Source organism: Anaeromyxobacter dehalogenans 2CP-C (genome assembly GCF_000013385.1).
In the GTDB taxonomy this organism is placed as follows: domain Bacteria; phylum Myxococcota; class Myxococcia; order Myxococcales; family Anaeromyxobacteraceae; genus Anaeromyxobacter; species Anaeromyxobacter dehalogenans_B.
In genome coordinates this window covers 3,912,540-3,934,420 of the sequence record NC_007760.1, presented here as the reverse complement: position 1 = coordinate 3,934,420, position 21,881 = coordinate 3,912,540, and the positions used below count along the sequence as shown (strand labels likewise).

Genomic DNA, 21,881 nt, shown 5'->3' with positions numbered 1-21,881 from the left:
GCGGAGTCGAGGGACGCTCAGGGTGAGCGCCTCGACCACGCCAGCGCGATCTCGCGCCGCCAGGCGGCGCCGCCGTGCGCCGCGGCCAGGGCGCGGGCGTCGGCGAGCAGCGCCTCGAGCGCGGCCGGGCCGAGCGCCGGGCCCACGTAGGAGAGCGAGCGCAGCACCGCGTCGAGCGCGCCGGCCCCGAGCCGCGCCTCGTCCTCGAACGCCTCGGTCGCGGGGGCGGGGAGCCCGGCCACCGAGAAGAACAGCCCCACCGGCGGCGGGCGCGGGCGGGCCTTGAAGTTCGCCTGCGCGATGCGCTCCCCGAGCGCGCGGAGGAACGGCGTGTCCGCGAGGCGCGGCGTCACCACCGCCAGCGCGCCTCCCGGCGCGAGCAGGCGCGCGGCCTCGCGCGCCCCGCGGTCCGGGTCGATCCAGTGGAGCGCGTCGGCGATGACCACGAGGTCGAAGCCGCCCGCCGCGAGACCGGTCTGCTCGGCGGCGGCGTGCACCGGCTCGACGGCCGGCCCGTCCGGCGCCGGCGCGGCGGCGAGCGCGTCCAGCATGGCGCGCGCGGGCTCGACCGCCCACACGCGCAGGCCGCGGGAGGCGAGCGCGCGCGCGAGGTGCCCGGTGCCGGCGCCCAGGTCCGCCGCCCGCGCGCCCGGCCCGCCCGCGAGCGCCGCCAGCCGGTCGGCGAGCGGCGCCGGGTAGCCGGGCCGGACGGCGTAGTCCTCCGCCAGGCGGTTGAACACCCAGCGGCGCGGATCGTCGGGGGAGGCGCCTCGCCGGGACACGCCGGCGACGGTACCACGTGGAAAGGCGGCGGGGCCGCGCGGCCGGACCGGGGGGGGGGAGGCCCGGACCGCGCGGCCCGCCGCCGCGCCGTCAGAGGCGCCACTCCACGCCCGCGATGGCGCGGACGTTCTCGTAGTCGAAGCGGATGTCGTAGCCGGCGTCGGTGACCGGGTCGGGCGCGTAGTCAGGGTAGTTCGTGTCGCGCTTCACCCACTCCGCCTCGGCCACCGCCGACACGGCCGGCGTGAGCGCGTACCGGGCGCCGGCGCGGAGCGCCACCCGGCGGTCGTACCGGCGGGTGCCCGACTCGAGGCGTGCGGGGCTGGTGCCGTTCGCGCCGTACTCGAGCAGCCACGCCTCCACCCGGCCCTCCAGCGTGAGCCGGCCGGTCGCCGCCCAGTCCACGTCGAGGCGGGGGTGCTGGCCCGAGTACGAGTAGTAGCCCTGGAACGGATCGTCCTGGACCACGTAGCCGTAGCGCAGCGAGGCGTCGAGCTGGCCGCCGAGACGCTTCAGCTCCACCTCCACCGACGGCTCCAGCCTGCTCAGCTTCTGGTCGGGGTTGGTGTAGCCGCTCGTGCCGCCGGTGCCGGCGTTCCGGGCGAGCAGGTCGAGGTCGTGACGGTGGGTGTAGTCGAGGCGGAACGCGGCCGCCCAGGACTCGCCGCCCAGGTAGCGCCAGGAGAGATCCACCTGGTGCTGGACGTTGTCGCGCGGCGTGAGGTGCATCGGGTTCACGTCCGGCTGGAACGCCGCCTCGCCCCGGTACGCGTACGACACGTAGCGGTAGTGGAGGCGCAGGTGGCTGCGCGGCAGCGGCCGGGCCCAGAGCTGGCCGCCGACGTGCCAGGCCAGGTAGCCGAAGCGGTCGGTGGAGGCGAGCGCGCCGCCGGGCGCGCGCTGGTACAGGTCGGGCCAGCCGGGCCGGTACGCCCCGGACACGCCGAGCTCGGGCCCGGCCCGGAAGCTGCGGGTGAAGCGGCGGTCCGCGGTCAGGTCCAGCGCGCCGGTGGTCTCGGAGAGGTCCGCGCCGAACGTCTGGCGGTGCGCGAGCCGGAGCGGGACGCCGACGGTCCAGTCGCCGCCGCGCCACTCGGGCGCGAGCGCGCCCTCCACGATGCCGAGCCCGCCGGAGTCGCGGCGCACGCCCATGCCGTCGAACGCGCCGGCGTAGGCGCCGAGGCGGGCGTCGAGGGTCCAGCCGGACGCGTCGCGGCGGGCGGCGTGCCGCGGGCGGGCGGCGTCGGCCGCGTCCGGGGCGTCGGGCGCCTGGGCGGCGAGGGCGAGGCCGGCGGCGAGGGAGAGGAGCAGGTTCATGGGTTCACCTCAGGGGCAGGCGCAGCCGGCGGCGGACAGCGCCGTCGCGGCGAGCGCGGGGTAGGTGCTGGCGGCGAAGGCCGGGTCGCTCGCGACCAGCGTGGAGAGCGCGCCGGACGCGGCGCAGGCGCTCGCCGGCGACGCGTCGCCCGGCCGCGCGGCGGAGCAGTAGGGGCCCGGCGCGGGCCAGGCCAGGTACGCCTTCAGCGCGTGGTAGAGCGCGTTGTCGCGCCAGCTGCTCGCGCCCGCGATCACCGCGTGGAAGTCCGCCGACGCGGCGGCGAGCTCGGGCGCCGGGTCGGCGGCGTAGACCGCGAGCGACTGGTGCGCGCGCCCGCGCCAGTACTGCGCGCCGTCGCGGTAGATGCTGCCCTGGACGCCGAGGACCTGGCCGAACGCCGCGGCGGCGGCGCCGAGCGAGGCGGTCCGGAGCGCCTGCCAGCCGGTGACGGTCGAGTCGGACGGCTCCTCGAAGTGGCTGCGGCCCAGGTAGTAGCGGGCGTTGTCGAAGTAGCTCGACGCGGCGGCGACGGCGGCGAGCTCCGCCTCGGCCCGGTCGAAGCTCGCCACCGCCGCGGCCTGCGCCGGCGTGCCGTCGGCGGGCGCGACCGCGCCGGTCTCGAGCGGGTGGACGGCGAGGTAGCCGATCTCGTAGTCGGCGCGGCCCAGGTAGTAGAGCGCGTTGTCCGACCAGGTGCCGCCGCCGCTGGCCTGCCTCGAGCGCCGGAACTCGTCCCACGCGGCCGCGTAGCCGGCCTGGACCGCGGCGGTGGAGGCGCCGGCCGCCGCCTGCGCGAGGGCCGCCAGCTGGAACCGGGCGCGCCCCTCGAAGTAGGCGACGGCGTCGAGCAGCGGCGAGCCGGGGAACGCCGCCTCCGCGGCGTCGAGCCGGTCGCGCGCGTCGGCGAAGTCGGCGGGGTCCGCGGAGAGCGTGCCGACCTCGTAGCTGCAGCGGCCGTCGAGGTAGGCCGCGTTGTCGAGGCGGATGGACTGCGGAAACGCCACCGGCAGGCGGCGCAGGTCGGCCTGCGCCAGGCGGTACTCGGCGACGGCGTCCGAGGCCTTCGCGGCGGCGACCGCCGGGTCGGTGGCCGCCCGGGAGGCGGCCGCGAGCGCGTTGGCGGCGTCGTAGTGGCCGAGCGCGGAGATGAGCAGCGCGTCGCCAGGGCGGGCCGGGTCGAGCGGCACGCCGCCGGGGCCGCTCGCGCCACCTCCTCCACCTCCGCCGCAGGCGGCGGTGGCGAGCAGGGCGGCGACGGCGAGGCGGGCGGTGAGGGCGGCGGGGTGTGGCATGCGGGCTCCGGGGGGGCGGGAGGGGAGGCTCAGCGGGCCGCGGCGCGCGGGGCGAGGGTGGCGCAGCGCGCGAGCAGCGGCTGCACGGCGGGATCGCCGGGCGCCTCGGCGAGCAGCGCCCGCGCCCGGGCCTCGCAGCCGGCGCGGTCGCCCTGGCGGGCGGCGACCTCGGCGAGCGCGGCGCGGGCCGCGCGGTCGCCGGGGACGAGGTCGAGCAGCTCCTCGAAGCGTGCCCGGGCCTCGGCCACGCGGCCGGAGCCGAGCTCCAGCTCGGCCGTCTTGCGCCGCGACGGCACGTGGTCCGGGTCGATCGCGGCGGCCTGGCGGAACGCGTCGCCCGCCTGGCGCGGGTCGCCCGCGTCGAGCAGCGCCAGGCCGAGGTCGTACCAGGCGGTGGCGGAGCGCGGCGAGCGGGCCAGCACGCGGCGGTAGGCGGCGATGGCCTCGGCGGTGCGCCCCGCGCGCGCGGCGGTGACGCCCAGCGACAGCTCGGCGGCGTCGTAGCCGGGGCGCGCCTCGAGCGCGCGGCGGAGCGACGCGACCGCCTCGTCGAAGCGGCGGGCGTCGGACTGGAGCTGGCCGAGCGCGAGCCAGCCCGGCGCGTGGCGCGGGTCGAGCTCCACCGCGCGCCGGTAGGCGGCCTCCGCCGCCGCGGCGTCGCCGGCCGCCTCCTCCAGCTTGCCGAGGTTCACGAGCGCCGCACCGTAGCCGGGCCGCAGCTCCAGCGCGCGCCGGTAGGCGGCGCGGGCCGCGGCGAGGTCGCCCTCGCCCTTCTCCAGCACGCCCAGGTTGAGCCAGGCCTCGGGGTAGTCGCCCTTCGCGACCTCGATGGCGCGCCGGTAGGCGCGGCGCGCGTCCGCCGGGCGGCCGTCGCGGTCCGCCACCAGCGCGGCGAGGAAGTGGTGCTCGGCCACCTCCGGCCCGTCGGTCACCAGCCGGTCGGCCTCGTGCCGGGCCCGCGCGAAGTCGCGGGCCGCGAGCGCGAGGCGCAGCACGCGGCGGCGGGAGTACCGGTTCGAGGGGTCGAGCCGGAGCGCGCGCTCGTAGGCCTCGGCCGCGCCGGCGCCGTCCCCGGTCCGCTCGCGGGCGCGCCCCAGCGCCGCGTGCACGGCCGGCACGTCGGGCGCGAGGTCGGCGGCGCGGGCCAGCACCGCGAGCGCCCGATCCGCGTCGCCGGCGTCGCCGCCCAGCCAGGCGCGGGCCACGCCCAGGCGGATCTCGACGCGGGCAGGCGCGTAGAGCACCGCCTGGTCGAAGGCGCGCGTCGCCTCGGCGCGTCGCCCGGCGGCGAGGTGCGCCGCGCCGAGCGCCACGAGCGCCCGCGCGCGTTCCTCGTTCGAGCCCGCCGCCGCGGCGGGCTCGAGCAGCGCCACCGCCTCGGCCACCGCGCCGCGCCGGCGCAGCAGCGTCCCGAGCGCGATCCGGACCGCGCCCGACGAGGGCCGCTGGGCCAGCGCGCGGCGGAGATCCCGCTCGGCGCCCTCGCGGTCCCCGAGGCGGGCCCGGGCCAGGCCGAGGCGGAGCGCAGTACCCGGGTCCGGGCGGAGCTGGTCGGCGCGGGCGAGGTGCGGCAGCGCGCGCTCGGGCTGGCCGGCGGCGAGGAGCCACGCGCCCAGCTCCGCCTCGAGCGCGGGGGCGTCGGGGCGGTCGCGCAGCGCCTGCTCGTAGAGCGGGATCGCGTCGGCGTAGAGCGCCCGGCGCGCGGCGGTGCGGGCGCGGGCGTGGGCGTCGGAGACGGGCGGCGCCTCGGGGCCCTCGGGCGCGTCGCCGGACGGCTCGTCCTCCTCGCCCGCGGGCAGCGCCTCGTCGGTCACCGCGATGCGGAGCGGCTCGTTCCCGCGCCGGCCGGCCCAGGCCTCCAGCACGAGCGCGCCCGCCACCAGGGCCGCGAGCCCGAGCAGCATCGGCCAGAGCCGGTCCAGCGCGACGCGTTCGCCGGCGCTCACGCGGCCCTCCCGTCCGTCGCGGCCGCCAGCGCGGGCCCGAGGCCCCGGCCGTTCACGTTCTGGATCTCGAGCCCGGGCCGGGCGTTGATCTCCAGCACCAGCGGGCGCGCCTCGCGGTCCACCACCACGTCCACCCCCAGGTAGCCGAGCGGCACCGCCGCGGCGGCGCGGCGCGCGACGTCCAGCACCGCCGGCCAGGCGGGGAGCTCGAGCCCGAGCAGCGGCGCGCCGGACTCGGGGTGGCGCTCCACCGCGCGGCCGCGGTGCAGCGCGCGGAAGGTCCGGCCGGTGGCGAGGTCCACCGCGATGCCGAGGCCGCCCTGGTGCAGGTTGGCGCGCCCGCCGGACTCGGCGGTGGGGACGCGGATCATCGCCATGACCGGCGACGTCCGGAGCGTGACGACGCGCAGGTCGCACAGGCCGTCGCCCCACAGCCCGGCGAACAGCGGGTGCGGCTCCACGCGCCGCTCCACGAACGCGCGGTCCTCCAGCTGGTTGGAGTGGACCCCGAACACGACGTCGGCGAGGTGGCGCCCGAGCGTGCGCGGCGAGAGCGGCTCGCCGCCGGCCTTCCGCCAGCAGCCGGCCTCCGCGTCCCACGCGCCCACCACCAGGATGCCGCCGCCGCCCGCGCCGTTCGCGGGCTTCACCACGAACTGCGAGCGCCCGCGCAGCGCCTCCACCACGCCGGGCACGGCGTACAGGCCCTCGCACACCGCCAGCGTCTCCGGCGCCGGCACGCCGGCGGCCTGGAACCGCTCCTTCGCGAGCAGCTTGTCGTCGGCGAGCGGGTAGTGGCGCCGGTCGTTGTTCGGGTAGACCAGCGCCAGGTTGCGCCGGTTGATCCCGTACACCGCGGCGCGCCGGGCCAGCACGCCCCGCACCCGCGCGACCGCCCGCGAGAGCGCGCTCACGCCGCGCCCCCGAGCAGCCCGCGGAAGCGGCGGTACTCGCTGAGCCGCATGCCGACCCAGCGCCCCAGGTACACGTTCGCCGCCACCACCAGCAGCAGCACCTCGGGGAAGCCGATCACCAGCACCTGCAGCGCCAGCGAGCTCATCACCGCGTGGCACGCCAGCATCACCGCCAGCGTCCCGGCCAGCTCCTTCCCGGCCGCGCGCGCGCCGTGCTCGGTGAGCGACAGGTAGAAGCGCTCGGCGCAGATGGCGAGCACCGCGATCGGGAACATGGTGACGCGGGTGAGCGCCGCGATCCCGGCGCGCTCGGCGACCATCGAGGTGGTGAGCAGCGCCAGCACCACCGCGGCGAGCAGGATCGCGAGCGTGGGGGAGTGGAGCAGCTCGAGCCGGGTGAGCCCCCAGCGCACCGCCGCGACCGCCGCCACCACCAGCAGCACCGCCAGCACGCCGTACCCGGCGCCGGTCTCGCCCGCCGAGGCGGCGAGCAGCGCGGGCAGGAAGGTGCCGAACGTCGGCATGCCCACCACGTTCCGGAACAGCACCACCAGGAGCGCGCCCACCGGCAGCATCAGCACGGTGCGGAGCAGCGCGAACGGCAGCCGCAGACGGTCGAACAGCCCCCACACGTCGAACAGCGTGAACGTCGCCTTCGCCTGCGGGGACGGCACCAGCGCGGCGTGCGTCTCGAAGCGGTAGTCGAAGTTCACGTCGGCGGTGTGGCGGAACAGCGCCTCGTCGCCGACGTAGAGCGTGAGGTAGCGCTCGGGCAGCTCGGCGAAGTGGCCGTTCGTCGGGCAGAACGGCACCCAGTGCCCGGCCACCCAGGCCTCCACCCACTGGTGCGAGGTCCGCTTCGCGCCGGGCTCGAGGATGAGGCCGCCCACCAGCCGCGCCGGGATGCCCGCCGCCCGGGCCAGCGCCACGAACAGCCGGCTCTTGCCGTTGCAGCTCGACTCGCCCAGGCGCAGCGCGGTGAGCGCGTCGGTGGTCCCCTTGAACGGCCGCGGCTGCAGCGACGCGGCCAGCGCGTGGATGCGCCGGAGCCGCTCCACCACGCTGCCCTGGTCGGCGCCGATGCGCTGCAGGGTGGCGCGGATCTCCGGCGCGTCCACCTGGATCTCCTTCTCCGGCCGGAGCCAGGCGGCCGCCGAGGGCGGGTAGGCGGCGGGCACCTCCAGGCCGGCGGGGAGCTCGTACGACACGCGCCGGGGGAGCACCTTGAACGCGTGCCGGATGCGCGCGCCGTTGGGCACGTCGGCGCCGCTCCAGGTGGCCACCCGGTTCGGCCCCTCCATCGCCTGCGAGAGGTGCAGGCCGGAGGTCTGGTCGCGCTCCTCGGAGATCGTCTGGTGCGCGTCGCTCGAGGGCAGGAAGCTGCGGACGCGGACGTCGCCGCCGTGGCCGTCGAGGTCGAGCGCGTAGGTGACCTCGTACTGGCGCACCGGCAGGATGTCCGCGAGCCGGTAGCCGAGCGCGCGGACCTTGTACGCCATGAGGCCGGCGGCGCCGAGGACGAGCGCGAGGACGGTGAGGCCGAGCTTGTGCGGGTGGGTGAGCGCCATGGTCGGTGTGGCGGTTCGACCCGCCGACCGGCCGGCCGGCCACTCGCGGAGGTCGCCCGTCTCGGGGCGTCGCCCCGCGGAGCCGCGCGGCCATGTCGCGGCGGGTGGCAGCGGCACCGCGGCGCTGGGCGCGCGCCCGACGCCGGTGTACCAATGGGGACATGGACGCCCCCGCGAGCCCGCGCCGCGCCGTCGCGACCCTGCTCCGGTCTCGCGCCGGCCGCGCCGCGGTCGGGATCGTGCTGGTGCTCGCGGCGGTGGCCGCGGTGCGCGCGGCGCGCGGGACGGCCGCGCCCGGCTACGCGGTGGAGCGGCGGCCGCTGGTGCAGCGGGTGGTGGCGAGCGGTCGGGTGATGGCGCCGGCGCGCATCCAGGTGGGCGCGGTCGCGACCGGCAAGGTGGCCGCGGTCCGGGTGGACGAGGGTGACGCGGTCCGCGCCGGCGACCTGCTGGTCCGGCTCGACGACGCCGAGGCCCGCGCCGCGCTCTCGCAGGCGCGCGCACAGGTGCTCCAGGCGGCGGCGCGGCTCGAGCAGTCGCGGGGCCCGGCGGCGCGCGGCGCGACCGAGGCGCTGCGCCAGGCCGAGCTGCGGGTGGAGCTGGCGGAGCGCGCGCGGGAGCGGGCGCGGAGCCTGGCCGACGCGGGGAGCGCCAGCGTCGCGCAGCTGGACGACGCGGAGCAGGCGCTCGCGCTGGCCCGGAGCGCGCGGGAGAGCGCGCTCGCGCAGGCGGCCGCGGCCGCCGGCGCCGGCCCGGACCAGCGCCTGGCGGAGGCCGCGCTCGCGGCGGCCCGCGGCGCCGAGGAGGTGGCCCGCGCGCGGCTGGAGGACCGGCAGCTCCGCGCGCCGGCCGCGGCGACGGTGATCCTGCGCGAGGTCGAGCCCGGCGACACCGTCACCGCGGGCGCGCGGCTGCTCGTCCTGGCGCGCGCCGGCGAGACGCGGCTCTCGGTCGAGCCGGACGAGAAGAACCTGGCGCTGCTGCGCGTCGGCCAGCCGGCCCGCGCGGTGGCGGACGCGTTCCCGGACGCGCCCTTCGAGGCGACGGTGTCCTTCCTCGCGCCCTCGGTGGATCCCGCCCGCGGCACGGTCGAGGTGCGCCTCGCCGTCCCCGCGCCGCCGCCGTTCCTGCGCCCCGACATGACCGTCTCGGTGAACGTTGAGGTGGGCCGCAAGGCCGACGCGCTCGTCGTCCCGGCGGACGCCGTCCGCGACGCCGGCGGCTCGCCCTGGGTGCTGGCGGTCCGCGGCGGCCGGGCGGAGCGGCGCGCGGTGCGCCTCGGGCTCCGCGGCGACGGGCTGGTGGAGATCGCCGGCGGGCTCGCCGCGGGCGACGAGGTGCTGGCGCCGTCCGCCGCGGTGGTGGAGGGGGGCCGGGTGCGGGTGCGCCGCCTGCCGGGGCCGGAGCTGGGCCGTGCCCTTTGAGCTGTTCGTCGCGCTGCGGTTCCTGCGCGAGGGCCGCGCGCAGACCGCGCTGGTGCTGGGCGGCGCCACCGTCGGCGTGGGGGTGATCGTCTTCCTCACCGCGCTCATCGGCGGGCTCCAGGCGACGCTGGTCGAGCAGACGCTCGGGTCGCAGGCGCACGTGGTGCTGCGCCGGCCCGAGCGCGTCCCGCGGGTCCTGCCGCCCGGGCCGGGCGAGGCGCTGGCCGCGGTGGTGGAGAAGATCCCGGAGCGCGATCGATCGGTGGAGCAGTGGCCGGAGGTGCTCGCGCTGGTCCGCGGCGCCCCGGGCGTGGTCTCGGCCACGCCCACCGCGGCGGGCTCGGCCTTCGCGAGCCGGGCAGGGGTGTCGCGCGCGGTGGCGCTGCGCGGGGTCGAGCCCGAGAGCTTCGACCGGGTGATCCCGATGTCGCGGCGCATGAAGGCGGGCGCGTTCCGGGCCGGCGGCGAGGAGGTGGTGATCGGGGCGGTGCTCGCGGACGAGCTGGGGCTCGCGGTGGGCGACAAGCTCCGGATCACCAGCGCCGAGTCGCGCTCCGACCTGTTCACGGTGGCCGGCGTCTTCGACCTGGGCAGCCGCGACGTGAACCAGCGCTGGGTGCTGGTCTCGCTGCGGGCGGCGCAGACGCTGCTCGACCTGCAGGGCGGGATCACCGGGATCGAGCTGAAGGTGCGGGACCCGTTCGCCGCCGAGCGCGTGGCGCGGTCGCTGGCCGCGCGGACCGGCCTGCTGGCGGAGAGCTGGATGCAGCTCAACCAGCAGCTCCTCACCGCGCTGCGCTCGCAGAGCGCCTCCTCGCTGCTGATCCAGTCGTTCGTGGTGCTGGCGGTGGCGCTCGGGATCGCGAGCGTCCTCGGCATCTCGGTGATCCAGCGGTCGCGCGAGATCGGGATCCTGAAGGCCACCGGGACCACCACCGGCACCGTGCTCCGCATCTTCCTCATCGAGGGCGCGCTGGTCGGCGGGGCCGGCTCGGTCCTCGGCGCCCTGCTCGGCACGGCCATGTCGGTCGCGTTCGCGACGCTGGTCCGCAACCCGTACGGCGAGGCGCTCTTCCCGGTGGAGCTGACCCCGGGGCTGTTCCTGCTGGCCTCGGCGGTGGCGGTCGGCACCGGCCTGGTGGCCGCGGCCTACCCCGCGCGACGCGCGGCGAAGCTCGATCCGGCGGTGGTGATCCGCTATGGCTGAGCCGGTGGCCACGCCCACGGTGGAGCTCTCCGGCGTCCGCAAGGACTACGTGGCCGGCCCGGTGGTCACGCCGGTGCTGCACGGCGTGGACCTCACGGTGGGCGCGGGGGAGTTCACCGCGCTCATGGGCCCGTCCGGCTCCGGGAAGTCCACGCTGCTCAACCTCATCGGCCTGCTCGACCGGCCCACCGGCGGCCGCGTGCGGGTGGCGGGCCTCGACACCGCCGCGCTGGACGACGACGCCATGGCGCGCACGCGCGGGCGCACCATAGGGTTCGTGTTCCAGTTCCACCACCTGCTGCCCGCGTTCACCGCCCTCGAGAACGTCATGATCCCGATGATGGCGGCGCGCGGGCGGGCGGCCCCGGACATGGCCGAGTGCGGGGAGCACCTGCTCCGGCAGGTGGGCCTCGGCGCGGTGCTGCACCGCCGCGCCACCCAGCTCTCCGGCGGCCAGCAGCAGCGGGTCGCGATCGCCCGCGCCCTGGCCATGGCGCCGCGGCTGGTGCTGGCCGACGAGCCCACCGGCAACCTCGACACCCACGCCGCGGACGAGGTGTTCGCGCTGCTGCGCGAGTTCAACCGCCGGGCCGGCATCACGTTCCTGATCGTGACGCACGACCCGCGGCTCGCCGACCGCTGCGATCGCATCGTCGAGCTGGTGGACGGGCGCATCGTGGCCGACGGGCCCCACCGGAGGAGCGGAGCATGACGGTCCCCGAGGCGCTGCGGGCCGAGGCCCGCCGGGCGCTCGCCCTGTCCGACGAGGCGCTGCTCGCCGAGTGCGACGAGAGCTTCTTCGTGGGCGGCGGGCCCGGCGGCCAGCACCGCAACAAGACCGAGAGCGGCGTGCGGCTGGTGCACCGGCCCACCGAGATCACGGTGACCGCCACCGAGCGGCGCAGCCAGCTGCAGAACCGCGGCGCCGCGCTGGAGCGGCTGCGCGCGCGCCTCCAGCCGCTCGCGCACCGCCCCAAGCCGCGCCGGCCCACCAAGCCGACGCGCGGCGCGAAGGAGCGGCGCCTCACCGAGAAGAAGCGCCGCGGCGAGCGGAAGGCCTCGCGGCGCGGGTGGGAGTGAGGCCGGGGCGGGCCGCTACCAGCGGCCGGTGGCCGGCGGCGGCGGCGCGCGCTGCGCCTCGAGCTGCGAGGCGAGCGGGACCAGCTCGGCGAGGCCCGCGCGGACCAGCCGGTCGAGCGCGGCCCGGACCTCGGCGCCCGGGATGCCGGCGTCGTCGAGGGCGTGGCCCAGCTCGGAGAGGCCGCGCGGCTTGCCCTTCAGCTCGGCGAGCAGCACGCCGTCGCCCGGCTCCACCGCGCGCGGGGAGGCCCAGCCGGCCAGCGCGCCGTCCAGCACCGCGCGCCCGGCGCCACGCGCGCCCAGCACCGCGGCGCGGTACGCCTCCTCGGCGTCGCGCCCGGCGGGCGACAGCGTGAACTTCTGCCCGCGCGCCCAGCGCGGACCTTCCCGAGGCTTCGGTTGCATGGTCGGAGGACGGGTATCGGCCTTCCGGCCGGTCCTTGTCAACCGCAACGGCTGGGAAGCGTCAAGCGCCGGCGCGCGCGCGGGCCGGCGAGGGATCAGCAGGCGCCGCCCTCCCAGGCCGTGTTCCAGGCGACCAGGCCCTCGCGCCCGAACACCTTCTGCACCTCGATGCGGAGGCCCGGGATGAGGTGCTTCTGCCGGTGCTCCGCGAGGAACGTGATCCCGTCCTGCTCGATGAGCGCGTCGCGCTCGGGGTCGGCCGACTCGTCCAGAGTCAGTTGGTAGCTGACGCCACCTCAACCGTGGCCGACGTGGATGCGGACGTAGCGGCTGTGCGGGTCGCGGGAGAGGTGCTCGAGCAGCGCGGTTCGCGCCGCGTCGGTCACCTCGATCGTGGGAGTCGTCTCGGTGGAGGCACTCATGGAGGGGTGGGAGCCGGGACCGGGCGGAAGGGTTCCGGCCGGACGGCGGATCCCGGATCCGTGCGCCCGCGCCGCCGCGGCGGCATGCAACCGTCCATGGTCTCGCGGGCATCTGCCGGGTCGGCGGACGCGCCGCGCCGCAGGGCGGCGCCGGGCTGGGGCGGGGTGCGCGTGCTCGCGCTCGGGCACTCCACCCGCCCCATCGACGCCTTCCTCGACCTGCTGCGGTCGGTCGGCGCCGTGACGGTGGCCGACATCCGCACCATCCCCCGCTCGCGCGCGAACCCGCAGTACGAGGGGCCCGCGCTGCGCGCGGCGCTCGCGTCGGCGGGGATCGGCTACGCACACCTCCCGCGGCTCGGCGGCCTGCGCCACGCGCGGCGAGACTCGCCGAACGGCGCCTGGCGCAACGCGAGCTTCCGCGGCTACGCCGACCACATGGGCACGCCGGAGTTCGAGGAGGGGCTGCTCGAGCTGCGCGAGCTGGCGCGCCGCGGGCCGGTGGCGCTGGTCTGCGCCGAGGCGGTCCCCTGGCGCTGCCACCGCTCGCTCGTGGCGGACGCGCTCCTGGCGCGCGGCGTGGTGGTGGAGCACGTGACCGGCCCCGGGCGGACGCGCCCGCACCGGCTCACCCCGTTCGCGCGGGTGGACGGGCGGCGCGTCACGTACCCTGCGGACGGGCCCGCCGCTGCCGCACCGTGATCGCCACGCCGGCGATCGCGCTCGCCAGGATGAGCGCGTTCGTCACCACGAAGACCCAGTTGCCCACCAGCAGGCTGTAGAGCGTGAACCCGGCGGACGCGGTGGTCTGCCCGGCGAAGAGCCAGCGCGAGACGCCCGCGCCGGTGCCCTCCCGCCACTGCTTGTGCACCTGGCGGGCGAGCGTGGCGAGCAGCACCGCGGAGCTGAGCCAGCCGAGGAGCTCGGTCACGCCGGATCACGGTGGCCCCGGGCCGCCGCGCGGGCACGCCGCGGTTGCCTTCCGCCCGCCCAGCCACGACACTGGCCGCCGCCCCGCCGCCCGATCCGGAGGTCCCCGTGCCCACCGCTGCGCTCGCGCTCGCCGCGCTCGTCCTCGCCGCCGCCCCCTCCCTGCCCGCCGCCGGCGCGCCCGCCGCCCCGGCCGCCGCGCAGCCGCCCGCCGCCGCGGCGCGGGCCGAGGTCCACGCGCTGGTGGAGCGCTGCGTCGCGGCCTACGGCGGGAAGAAGGCGGTGGTCCGGCTCGCCCGCGTCCGGGAGGAGGGCACGGTCACCTCGCTGCTGCACCCGGGGCAGCCCGGGCGCATCACCCGCGTCTACCAGCGGTCGGGCAAGCTGCGCGTCGAGATCGCGTTCCCGGGCGCGCCGGTGGAGGTCCGGGTGCTGGACGGCGGCCGCGGCTGGCGCTTCGGCGAGGAGGTGGGCGGCCCGTTCCTGATGTCGATGATCCTGCAGGCCGCGCGGCTCGACCTGCCGGCGCTGCTCGCCGCCTGGGAGAACAAGGTCGAGGACCGCGGCGCGTGGGAGGCGGACGGGGCGACGCTGCGGGTCCTGGCGCTGGAGGTCGCGCCGGGGGTGGTGGTGGAGGCGGGCATCGACCCGGCCACCGGCCGGATCCTGCGCTCCCGCGGCGCCTCGCGCGGCGGCGCGCCGGTCGAGTTCGTCACCACCTACTCGGACTTCCGCACCGTGGACGGCGTGCTGGTGGCGTTCCGCGAGGGCAACTGGGCGAACGGCCAGACCACCGGCGAGACGGTGCTCGAGAAGGTGGAGCTCCCGGCCCGGATCGACCCGGCCGCGTTCCGGCCGTAGCCCGCGCGGCGCGGCTCAGGGGCCGACGCGGACCAGCGCGAGCAGCGGCTGGTCGGGATCGCGGGGCGGCTCGGTGAGGTCGATCTCGCAGGTGATGGCCCAGTCCACCTCGCCGGCCTCGTCCACGATCCGCTGCACCGCCTCCCAGCGGCGCGGGCCCAGCTCCTTCACGAACGTGTTGTGCGGCCGGCGCGCGGCCGGGGTCACGTCGATGCGCGGGTGCGCCTCCCAGTACGGCGCCATGGCCGCCTCGAGGCTGGCCGGCGTCCACTCCGCGCCGGGCGCGAGCGCCGCCACCGCCGCGGCGTGGTCCTTCCGCGCGAGCGCCACGAGCAGCGCGTGCAGCTCGTTGCGGATCCGCGCCGCGAACGCGCGCGGGTCGGCCCAGACCGGCGGCGGCCCCAGCGTCGCGGCGACGGCCGCGCGGGCGTCCACCGCGGCCGCCTGGTACGCCGGGTCGCGCATGCGCTCCCACTCGTCGATGAGCGAGGAGTCCACGCCGCGCACGGTCGCGCGCAGGAACGCGATCACGTCGAGGAGCGCGTCGTCGCGGTAGGTCTCGGGGACGGTCTGGACCAGCGTCTTGTACGCCTCCGAGAGGTAGCGCAGCACCACCCCCTCCGAGCGCTGCAGCTCGTACTCGCGCACGTAGTCCGCGAACGTCATGAACCGCTCGACCATCTCGCGCGCCACCGACTTCGGGCGGATGTTCTCGGCGCCGACCCAGGGGTGCTTCGCGGCGAACTCGTTGAAGGTGGCGTAGACGAAGTCGCGGTTGGGCTTCGGGTACTCGACCTTCTCCAGCTCGGCCATGCGCTCGTCGTACTCCATGCCGCGCGCCTTCATCTCGGCGACGGCCTCGCCGCGGGCGCGGTCGAGCTGCTTCCACAGGATGACGTCCGGGTCCTCCAGGATCGACTCCACCATGGAGAGGACGTCGAGCGCGTAGGTCTCGCGCTCGCGCGGGATGGCGGGCAGCGTGTCGAGCAGGTACAGCGCGAGCGTGTGGAACAGCGAGAAGTCGCGCTGCAGGCCGGACGCGGGCCGCAGGTAGGCGCCGCGGTAGCCCTCGATCCGGCGCACCTCGACCAGCCCCGCGGCCCGGAGCGTGCGGAGGCGCTGGGCGGCCACGCGCCGGTGGCGCGCGCGCACGTAGTCGTTGCCGTGCGAGCGGGCGATGATCTCGACCAGCCGGCCGTAGCCGCCGCCCACCCGCGTGGTCTCGCTCTGCAGCAGGTTCACGAGCAGCGCGAACGTCGGCTCGAAGCGGCTCTCCAGCGCCTCCGGCTCCTTCTCCTGCAGCCGCTGGAAGGTGTTCCGGTCGAAGTGCACGTAGCCCTTGGTGGGCGGCTGCTTCTTGACGACCTTCTTCCCGGCGGCGGCCTTCTCGGCGAGCTTCTTGTTCTCGACCACGTGCTCGGGGGCCTGCGCCACCACGTACCCGCGCTCGTCGAAGCCCTTCCGGCCGGCGCGCCCGGAGATCTGGTGGAAGTCGCGCGAGGTGAGGATGGCGGTCTTCGTCCCGTCGAACTTGCAGAGCTGGGTGAAGAGCACCGTGCGGATGGGGATGTTGACGCCCATGCCCAGCGTGTCGGTGCCGGAGACCACCTTCAGCAGCCCGCCCTGCGCGAGCTTCTCGACGAGCAGCCGGTACCGCGGGAGCAGGCCGGCGTGGTGCAGCCCGATCCCGTGCCGCAGGAAGCGCTGCAGCTCCTTGCCGTAGGGCGAGTCGAAGCGGGCCCCTGCCAGCGCCTCGGCGATGCGCGCCTTCTCCTCCTTCGAGGAGAAGTTCGCGCTCATGAGGTTCTGCGCCTGCTCGGCGGCGGCGCGCTGGGTGAAGTTCACGAGGTAGATGGGCGCCCGGCTCGACGTGACCAGCTCCTCGATGGTCTCGTGCAGCGGCGTCTCGCGCCACTCGTGCTCGAGCGGCACCGGCCGCGCCGCGTTCCGGACCGCCGCCACCTCCCGCCCCGTCACCTCGCGCAGCGAGGCCTCGATGGCGCGCGTGTCGCCGAGCGTGGCGGACATGAGCAGGAAGCGCGCCCGCTCCAGCACCAGGAGCGGCACCTGCCAGGCCACCCCGCGCTCGCGGTCGCCGTAGTAGTGGAACTCGTCCATCACCACCGCGTCCACGGGCGGCTCGGCCTCGCGCACCGCCAGGTTCATCAGGATCTCGGCGGTGCAGCAGACGATGGGCGCGTCGCGGTTCACCGCGCCGTCGCCGGTCATCATCCCCACGTTCTCCGGGCCGAACAGCCGGCACAGGTCGAAGAACTTCTCGTTGACGAGCGCCTTGATCGGGCAGGTGTAGAAGGACCGCTGCCCGGCGGCCATCGCCTGGAAGTGGAGGAACGTCGCGACCAGCGACTTGCCCGAGCCGGTCGGGGTGGAGAGCACGAGGTGGTCGCCGTCCAGGAGCGAGAGGATCGCCTCCTCCTGGTGCGGGTAGAGCGAGAGCCCGGTGGAGGCGACCCACGACACGAAGCGGTCGAGCACCGCGTCGGGCGGGAGCGGCGGCGCCCCCGCGGGCGGGAGCAGCGCCGCGAGCGGGGCGCGCAGGGGCTCGGGGCCGGACGCGGGCGAGGGGCTGGGCGTGGACATGCGTGCGCCTTCGTACCGCGTGCGCGCCCGCGGCGCCAGCCGCGCGGGACGGGCGCGCTGCGGCGCTGCGACCGGTTGCCCGTCCCACCGCCGGCCGGGTATCAGGGAGGGAGGAGGACGAACCGGATGAAGAGGACTGCGTGGGTGGCGCTGCTCGCGCCGGCGCTGGCCGCGGCCGCGGACGCGCCGGCGAAGCCCGGGCCGGAGTGGTCGGGCGTGGTGGGCGCGGGCGTGATCGTGCTCACCGGCAACGCCGAGACCACCACCATGAACGGCGCGGCGAGCGCGCAGCGCGAGGCGGGCGGGTGGACCCTGGCCGGGAAGGCCACCGGCGTGTACGGGCGGACGCGCCCGGCCAGCCGCGACCAGCCCGCGGAGACCGTGGCGCTCGGGGCGACCGGCCAGCTCCGCGCCGACCGCAAGGTCGCGGAGCACGTCACGGTGTTCGCCCTGGGCGGCGCGGAGACCGACCACGTGGCCAGCCTGGAGTACCGGGCGTACGGCGAGGCCGGCGCCGGCTGGCTGTGGCTGGACCGGAAGCAGGACGCGGGGGGCGAGCTGTTCCTCCGCACCGACCTGGGCGTGCGCTACACCTACGACGCGCGCTGGCAGTACTACGGGACCGCGGAGGCGCCCGAGGGCGACCTTCCCGACGTCGAGGCGGTGTCGCCGCGCGCCGGCCTCGCGTTCCGCTACGGCTTCTCCGACCACGTGAAGCTGGTGCAGGAGGCCGAGGTGCTCGCGAACGTCACCGACGGCGAGCGGTGGCAGGTGCGGTCGCTGACCAAGCTCGCCAGCCGCCTGGTGAAGGCGGTGAGCTTCGGCCTGTCCTACCAGGTGGCCTACGACTCGGCGCCCGCGCCGGGCAAGGTGCGCACCGACACCGCGCTCGGCGCCACCGTCGAGGTCGCGTTCTGACGCCCGTGGTTCGACGAGCTCACCACGAGCGGCTTCGAGGATCTCCGCTCACCCTGAGCGTAGGCGAGCCGAAGGCGAGCCGGAGTCGAAGGGTCCGCTCACCCTGAGCGTAGGCGAGCCGAAGGCGAGCCGGAGTCGAAGGGCTACAGCCACAGGAAGCAGGCCAGGACGATCGCGGTGGGCGCGAGCGCCGCGGCCGCGAGCGACGCGGGCTTCACGCCGTCCGGGAAGTAGCGCGCGAGCGCGGCCTGGCCGGCCGGGTTGGGCGCGTTCGCGATCACGGTCAGGCCGCCGCCCGCCACGGCGCCCGCCACCACCGCGTAGCGCGCCGCCGCGTCGAACGTCGGCACCAGCGAGGCCAGGTAGGTGATGGCGGCGTTGTCGTTGAACGCGGTCAGGCCTGCCGCGCCGAACAGCAGCGACAGCGGGTCGAGGCGCCCCAGCACCGGCGCGATCCACCACTGCTGGAGGGCGCCGTGCACCACCAGGCCGGCCAGGAAGAAGCCGACCAGGATGGGCGCGCGCAGGTCGAGCGGCTGCTGGTGTGGGGCGGTGGCGGCGTGGAACGCCATGAAGAACAGGAACAGCCCCACGAACAGCGGGGGCGTGTGCGCCGCCTTCACCACCAGCGCGAGCAGGACGAGGTGCACCACCACGATCCACACCGGCGAGCGCGGGGTCGGCTCGTCGGGCCGCGCCCCCGCGTCGCGCGCCGCCGCCTCGGCCTCGGCCCGCGCGGCCAGCGCCTGCAGGTCCTTCCGGAAGATCGCGGCGTAGAGCAGGTTCGAGAGGGCGATGGCCACGGCCGCCTTCCAGCCGAAGTTCGCCAGCATGTGCGGCGTGTCCCAGCCGAAGCGGGCCGCCACCATCAGGACGGGGGGCGCGGCGAAGTGCGTCAGCGTCCCGCCCACCGAGACGTTCACGAACAGCAGGCCCAGCGTGGCGTAGCGCAGCCGGCGGGTGGGATCGAGGTCGAGCACGCGCCGGCCGAGCAGGAGCGCGCAGATGATCATGGCGGCGGGCTCGGTGATGAGCGACCCGAGCAGCGGCCCGAGCGTGAGCGTCGAGAGCCACCACGCGAACGGCGTCCCGCCCCCCAGCCGAGCGACGCGCCCCATCACCGCCTCGGCGAACGACAGCACCGGCCGGGTGGAGGCGAGCGCCATCACCACCACCACGAACAGCGGCTCGGTGAAGTTCACGCGCCCCAGGAACGCCTCGGCGGTCTTCGAGCCCTTCGCGACGGTGATGGCGATCATGAGCGGCAGCACCCAGATGCCGAACACCGCCTCGACCTCGCCCAGGAAGTGCAGCACCTCCACCTTGCCGCTGTGCGCGCCGGGGCCGTGGGCCGCCTCCACCCGCTCGCGCAGGCGGTGCGAGGCGGCGAGGAAGCGCGGCGCGAGGAACGTGTGGAGGATGGCGAGCAGGAACAGCGCCGTGGCGACCGCGTTGAGCGGCTCGGCCTGCGCGCGGTGGAGGAGCACCCCCCACAGCGACAGCCCTTCCTCTCCGGCGTAGCTGTCGAGCGGCGGCGGGAAGGGGGCCCCGGTGGGCGGGGCGGCGGCGCCGGCGAGCGCGGCGAGGGCGGCGGCCATGTTCACGTTCGGTGCTCCTCCAGGACGGGGACGAGGTGCGGAGCCTAGCATTCGCGGCGCCGCGCCGCGCCCGGGATCGGCCGCCGCACCCCGCCGCGGCGCGCCCGCACGACCGGGGTGGCGGACGGGCGCCCTCGGGGGCACAATCCCGGCGTCCCGCGGCGGCGAGGTGGTGCGGATGGCGAGGAAGTTCCGGTACGACTGGTACGGTGCGCTGGCGGGCGTGGGCCTGCCCCTGGTCGGCACGGTCATCGAGGCCGCCACGCACCTGGGGAGCCTGGCGCCGGGGGCGCTGCTGCACGCGCACCTCGGTCAGCCGCTGCTGTGGATCATGGACACCACCCCGTTCGTGCTGGGCGGGCTCGGGCGGGTGATCGTCCGCCAGCACCAGGAGCTGGTCCGGCAGAGCGACGAGCTGGTGCGGCAGAGCCAGGAGATCGTGCGGCTGGAGCAGGCGCGCCGCGAGAGCTTCGAGCGGACCGCCTCGGAGCTGGCGCACGCCGCGCAGGCGCTGCTGGCCGACGTCCGCGACATCACGCGCACGACCACCGAGACCGCCGCCTCGGTCCGCGCCACCACCACCGCCATCAACCAGCTCTCGCAGACGGCGGCCGCGGCGGCGCTCACGGCCGACGGCGTCATCGGGCTGGCGCTGCGCTCGGAGCGCGCGGGCGAGGAGGGGCTGCGGCAGGCGGAGGCGCCGGACGCCGGGCTGCCCCGGCTCGCCGAGGAGGTGCGCGGGCTCTCCGCCGCGCTGCGCGAGTCGGCGCGCGCGGCCCGGGACATCGCGCGCGTGGCGCAGCAGCAGGAGGGCGGCATCGAGCTGGCGCTGAAGGCCATGAACCAGATCGCGCTCGCGACCGAGGAGACGGTGACCTCGACGCAGCACGTGGCGCGCGAGGCGCGCGAGCTGGAGGGGCTGGCCGCGTCGCTGCGGGCCGCGACCCGCGCCTAGGCCGGGCGCGGCGATCTGGCGGGCGCCCCTCGCCTGGTGCACAATCGCGCGGATCCGGGAGGGATTCCGCCGATGCGCACCCGTAGCCACGCCACCACGTATGCCCTGTGGGGCGCGCTGTTCGGCGTCCTGTTCCCCGTCGCCGGCACGGTGGTGGAGGCGGCCAGCCGGCCCGAGTACGGCCTGAGCGCGGCCGGCATGGTCCGCGCCATCGGCGGCACCCCGCTGCTCTGGATCATCTTCACAGCGCCGTTCTTCCTGGGCGTGCTCGCGAGCTTCGCCGGGCAGCGCCAGGATCAGCTGGTCGCCATCGAGTCGGTGCGCCGCGACGGGTTCCTGAAGACCGCGTCCGAGCTGTTCACCGCCGCGCAGTCCCTGCTCTCGACGGTCTCGTCCTTCTCGTCCATGACCGCCGAGACCGCCGCCTCCGTCCGCGAGACCACCGCCACCATGGGCCAGCTCGGCCAGACCGCCACCCGCGCGGCGCTCACCGCGGAGACGGTCATCGGCCTCGCGCGCCAGGGCGAGCGCGCATCCTCCGACGGGCTGCAGGCGGTCGAGACGGGCATCGGCGAGCTGGCGAAGCTGGCCGACGAGGTGCGCGGGCTCTCGCAGCGGATCGAGGCGCTGAACGGGCGGATGCGCGACGTGTTCGAGATCTCCTCGGTGGTCGGGTTCGTGGCCGAGCGCTCCCAGCGGCTGGCGGACCAGGCCGGGCAGGTGGCGCAGCGGGCCGGCGCGGGCGCGGACGGGTTCCGCGAGGTCGCCGCCGAGATGCGGCAGCACGCCGACGACGCGAAGCGCGCCTCGGGCCAGGTGCGCGCCATCCTGGCCGAGGTGCACAAGGCGATGCTGGCCGCCATGACCGCCGCCGAGGTCGGGATCCGGCGCGCCGAGCAGGGCGCCCAGGTGGCGAGCGGCACCGGGGACACGATCCGGCGGCTGGCCTCGGCGCTGCGCGACTCGTCGCAGGCCGCGCAGGAGATCGCGGCGGTGGCCCAGCAGCAGGACCACGGGATCGACCAGGTGCTGAAGGCGATGAACGAGATCTACCTGGCGACGCAGGAGACCATGAGCACCACGCACGCGGTGGCGACCGAGGCGAAGGCGCTCAACGACCTCGCCTCCGGGCTGAAGCGCGCGGTGGAGGCGTAGCCGCTACTTGCCGCGGGCGGGCGCGCGCTTGCGCGCCGGCGCGGTGAACAGCACCTGCAGCCGCCCGGTGGTCCCGTCGTGCCGCTCGACGTGCTCCGGGATCACCCGCAGCAGCGCCACCTCGCGCGGGTCCGGCCCGGCCGGGAACCAGCGGCTCCACGACGGGTCCCACAGCTCGGTCATGAGCTTGCGGTCGCGGATCACCTCGCCGGCGCCGGACACCGTGACGGTCGTGCCGTCCTGCGCGTCGAAGAAGATGAGCGCGCAGCGCGGGTCGTGCTCCAGGTCGCGGCACTTGGTCGAGTCCGGCGCGGTCGCGAACCAGATCTCCTCGCCGCGCACCTCGTGGCGCATGGCCATGGGCCGGCAGCGCAGGTGCCCGTCCTCGCCGCGGGTGGCGAGGAGGGCGGTGCGGAAGCGGGCGAGCAGGCTGGCGGTGGCGCGGGGATCGTCGGACATGGAGGCCCTCCCGCCGCCCATGGTGCCACGGCCGGCGCGCGGCGG

21 protein-coding genes are annotated in these 21,881 nt (G+C 76.8%); 9 read left to right on the top strand and 12 right to left on the bottom strand.

What is annotated here, in order from left to right; all coding sequences use genetic code 11:
- Positions 1-17 precede the first annotated feature (17 nt).
- The 6 genes from ADEH_RS17685 to ADEH_RS17660 all read right to left on the bottom strand — a co-directional run bounded on the left by ADEH_RS17685 (position 18) and on the right by ADEH_RS17660 (position 7,821).
- On the bottom strand, positions 18-782 hold the full coding sequence (locus ADEH_RS17685) for a class I SAM-dependent methyltransferase (protein ID WP_011422467.1): 765 nt from the start codon (positions 780-782) through the stop codon (positions 18-20).
- 91 nt (positions 783-873) lie between these two features.
- A complete protein-coding gene (locus tag ADEH_RS17680; protein ID WP_011422466.1) occupies positions 874-2,100 on the bottom strand; it encodes a hypothetical protein in 1,227 nt (408 codons plus the stop codon).
- 9 nt (positions 2,101-2,109) lie between these two features.
- Positions 2,110-3,393: a hypothetical protein gene (locus ADEH_RS17675; RefSeq protein WP_011422465.1), complete on the bottom strand. Its 1,284-nt coding sequence runs from the start codon at positions 3,391-3,393 to the stop codon at positions 2,110-2,112.
- Positions 3,394-3,422: 29 nt separating this feature from the next.
- Positions 3,423-5,339 (bottom strand): tetratricopeptide repeat protein, encoded by a 1,917-nt coding sequence (locus ADEH_RS17670; RefSeq protein WP_011422464.1) that lies wholly within the window; start codon positions 5,337-5,339, stop codon positions 3,423-3,425.
- Positions 5,336-6,253: a sugar-transfer associated ATP-grasp domain-containing protein gene (locus tag ADEH_RS17665; protein ID WP_011422463.1), complete on the bottom strand. Its 918-nt coding sequence runs from the start codon at positions 6,251-6,253 to the stop codon at positions 5,336-5,338. Before ADEH_RS17665 ends, ADEH_RS17670 begins: the two co-directional genes overlap by 4 nt.
- On the bottom strand, positions 6,250-7,821 hold the full coding sequence (locus tag ADEH_RS17660; protein WP_011422462.1) for a 7TM domain-containing protein: 1,572 nt from the start codon (positions 7,819-7,821) through the stop codon (positions 6,250-6,252). The genes ADEH_RS17665 and ADEH_RS17660 overlap by 4 nt, the downstream gene beginning before the upstream one ends.
- 161 nt (positions 7,822-7,982) lie before the next feature.
- Here ADEH_RS17660 and ADEH_RS17655 point away from each other — a divergent pair, with 161 nt between their 5' ends.
- From ADEH_RS17655 to ADEH_RS17640, 4 genes are read left to right on the top strand one after another with little or no spacing between them, the layout of a single operon-like run.
- On the top strand, positions 7,983-9,245 hold the full coding sequence (locus ADEH_RS17655) for an efflux RND transporter periplasmic adaptor subunit (RefSeq protein WP_157061390.1): 1,263 nt from the start codon (positions 7,983-7,985) through the stop codon (positions 9,243-9,245).
- The gene (locus ADEH_RS17650; protein WP_011422460.1) at positions 9,235-10,452 is read left to right on the top strand and encodes an ABC transporter permease; all 1,218 of its coding nucleotides are present in this window, start codon (positions 9,235-9,237) and stop codon (positions 10,450-10,452) included. Before ADEH_RS17655 ends, ADEH_RS17650 begins: the two co-directional genes overlap by 11 nt.
- On the top strand, positions 10,445-11,164 hold the full coding sequence (locus ADEH_RS17645) for an ABC transporter ATP-binding protein (protein ID WP_011422459.1): 720 nt from the start codon (positions 10,445-10,447) through the stop codon (positions 11,162-11,164). The genes ADEH_RS17650 and ADEH_RS17645 overlap by 8 nt, the downstream gene beginning before the upstream one ends.
- Positions 11,161-11,532, top strand: a complete 372-nt coding sequence (locus ADEH_RS17640; RefSeq protein ID WP_011422458.1) for a peptide chain release factor family protein — start codon at positions 11,161-11,163, stop codon at positions 11,530-11,532. Before ADEH_RS17645 ends, ADEH_RS17640 begins: the two co-directional genes overlap by 4 nt.
- 15 nt (positions 11,533-11,547) lie before the next feature.
- Here ADEH_RS17640 and ADEH_RS17635 read toward each other — a convergent pair whose 3' ends face one another.
- Together ADEH_RS17635 and ADEH_RS23725 are read right to left on the bottom strand one after the other, a co-directional pair.
- Entirely contained in the window at positions 11,548-11,937 is a 390-nt protein-coding gene (locus ADEH_RS17635) for a hypothetical protein (RefSeq protein ID WP_041453665.1), read from the bottom strand.
- A gap of 296 nt (positions 11,938-12,233) precedes the next feature.
- On the bottom strand, positions 12,234-12,359 hold the full coding sequence (locus ADEH_RS23725; protein ID WP_255344368.1) for a hypothetical protein: 126 nt from the start codon (positions 12,357-12,359) through the stop codon (positions 12,234-12,236).
- 96 nt (positions 12,360-12,455) lie between these two features.
- On the opposite strand from ADEH_RS23725, the gene ADEH_RS17630 reads away from it, so the two are divergent.
- Positions 12,456-13,061, top strand: a complete 606-nt coding sequence (locus tag ADEH_RS17630; RefSeq protein WP_232287322.1) for a DUF488 domain-containing protein — start codon at positions 12,456-12,458, stop codon at positions 13,059-13,061.
- Here ADEH_RS17630 and ADEH_RS17625 read toward each other — a convergent pair.
- Positions 13,021-13,290, bottom strand: coding sequence for a hypothetical protein (locus ADEH_RS17625; RefSeq protein ID WP_011422456.1), 270 nt, complete (start codon positions 13,288-13,290; stop codon positions 13,021-13,023). The genes ADEH_RS17630 and ADEH_RS17625 overlap by 41 nt on opposite strands.
- A 107-nt stretch (positions 13,291-13,397) precedes the next feature.
- Between ADEH_RS17625 and ADEH_RS17620 the strand changes: the two genes are divergently transcribed.
- The gene (locus ADEH_RS17620; protein ID WP_011422455.1) at positions 13,398-14,150 is read left to right on the top strand and encodes a hypothetical protein; all 753 of its coding nucleotides are present in this window, start codon (positions 13,398-13,400) and stop codon (positions 14,148-14,150) included.
- Positions 14,151-14,165: 15 nt separating this feature from the next.
- Here the strand turns inward: ADEH_RS17620 and ADEH_RS17615 are convergent, their stop codons facing one another.
- Positions 14,166-16,751 carry a DEAD/DEAH box helicase gene (locus tag ADEH_RS17615; RefSeq protein ID WP_011422454.1) on the bottom strand — a complete coding sequence of 862 codons (2,586 nt, stop codon included), beginning with the start codon at positions 16,749-16,751 and terminating at the stop codon, positions 14,166-14,168.
- Positions 16,752-16,877: 126 nt separating this feature from the next.
- Between ADEH_RS17615 and ADEH_RS17610 the strand changes: the two genes are divergently transcribed.
- Positions 16,878-17,669 carry a DUF481 domain-containing protein gene (locus ADEH_RS17610; protein WP_011422453.1) on the top strand — a complete coding sequence of 264 codons (792 nt, stop codon included), beginning with the start codon at positions 16,878-16,880 and terminating at the stop codon, positions 17,667-17,669.
- A 143-nt stretch (positions 17,670-17,812) separates the two neighbouring features.
- Here the strand turns inward: ADEH_RS17610 and ADEH_RS17605 are convergent, their stop codons facing one another.
- A complete protein-coding gene (locus tag ADEH_RS17605) occupies positions 17,813-19,267 on the bottom strand; it encodes a putative Na+/H+ antiporter (RefSeq protein WP_232287505.1) in 1,455 nt (484 codons plus the stop codon).
- Between the two features lie 178 nt (positions 19,268-19,445).
- On the opposite strand from ADEH_RS17605, the gene ADEH_RS17600 reads away from it, so the two are divergent.
- On the top strand, positions 19,446-20,222 hold the full coding sequence (locus ADEH_RS17600; protein ID WP_011422451.1) for a hypothetical protein: 777 nt from the start codon (positions 19,446-19,448) through the stop codon (positions 20,220-20,222).
- 72 nt (positions 20,223-20,294) lie between these two features.
- Positions 20,295-21,377, top strand: coding sequence for a methyl-accepting chemotaxis protein (locus ADEH_RS17595; protein WP_011422450.1), 1,083 nt, complete (start codon positions 20,295-20,297; stop codon positions 21,375-21,377).
- Positions 21,378-21,380: 3 nt separating this feature from the next.
- On the opposite strand, the gene ADEH_RS17590 is transcribed toward ADEH_RS17595, so the two are convergent.
- Positions 21,381-21,836, bottom strand: coding sequence for a pyridoxamine 5'-phosphate oxidase family protein (locus ADEH_RS17590; protein ID WP_011422449.1), 456 nt, complete (start codon positions 21,834-21,836; stop codon positions 21,381-21,383).
- Positions 21,837-21,881: the final 45 nt, after the last annotated feature.

Coding starts and splice junctions, on each gene's coding strand:
- ADEH_RS17680 (WP_011422466.1), bottom strand. CDS start 2,100: ATGAACCTGCTCCTCTCCCTCGCCGCCGGCCTCGCCCTCGCCGCCCAG.
- ADEH_RS17675 (WP_011422465.1), bottom strand. CDS start 3,393: ATGCCACACCCCGCCGCCCTCACCGCCCGCCTCGCCGTCGCCGCCCTG.
- ADEH_RS17660 (WP_011422462.1), bottom strand. CDS start 7,821: ATGGCGCTCACCCACCCGCACAAGCTCGGCCTCACCGTCCTCGCGCTC.
- ADEH_RS17655 (WP_157061390.1), top strand. CDS start 7,983: ATGGACGCCCCCGCGAGCCCGCGCCGCGCCGTCGCGACCCTGCTCCGG.
- ADEH_RS17645 (WP_011422459.1), top strand. CDS start 10,445: ATGGCTGAGCCGGTGGCCACGCCCACGGTGGAGCTCTCCGGCGTCCGC.
- ADEH_RS17640 (WP_011422458.1), top strand. CDS start 11,161: ATGACGGTCCCCGAGGCGCTGCGGGCCGAGGCCCGCCGGGCGCTCGCC.
- ADEH_RS17635 (WP_041453665.1), bottom strand. CDS start 11,937: ATGCAACCGAAGCCTCGGGAAGGTCCGCGCTGGGCGCGCGGGCAGAAG.
- ADEH_RS23725 (WP_255344368.1), bottom strand. CDS start 12,359: ATGAGTGCCTCCACCGAGACGACTCCCACGATCGAGGTGACCGACGCG.
- ADEH_RS17630 (WP_232287322.1), top strand. CDS start 12,456: ATGGTCTCGCGGGCATCTGCCGGGTCGGCGGACGCGCCGCGCCGCAGG.
- ADEH_RS17615 (WP_011422454.1), bottom strand. CDS start 16,751: ATGTCCACGCCCAGCCCCTCGCCCGCGTCCGGCCCCGAGCCCCTGCGC.
- ADEH_RS17610 (WP_011422453.1), top strand. CDS start 16,878: ATGAAGAGGACTGCGTGGGTGGCGCTGCTCGCGCCGGCGCTGGCCGCG.
- ADEH_RS17605 (WP_232287505.1), bottom strand. CDS start 19,267: ATGGCCGCCGCCCTCGCCGCGCTCGCCGGCGCCGCCGCCCCGCCCACC.
- ADEH_RS17600 (WP_011422451.1), top strand. CDS start 19,446: ATGGCGAGGAAGTTCCGGTACGACTGGTACGGTGCGCTGGCGGGCGTG.
- ADEH_RS17595 (WP_011422450.1), top strand. CDS start 20,295: ATGCGCACCCGTAGCCACGCCACCACGTATGCCCTGTGGGGCGCGCTG.
- ADEH_RS17590 (WP_011422449.1), bottom strand. CDS start 21,836: ATGTCCGACGATCCCCGCGCCACCGCCAGCCTGCTCGCCCGCTTCCGC.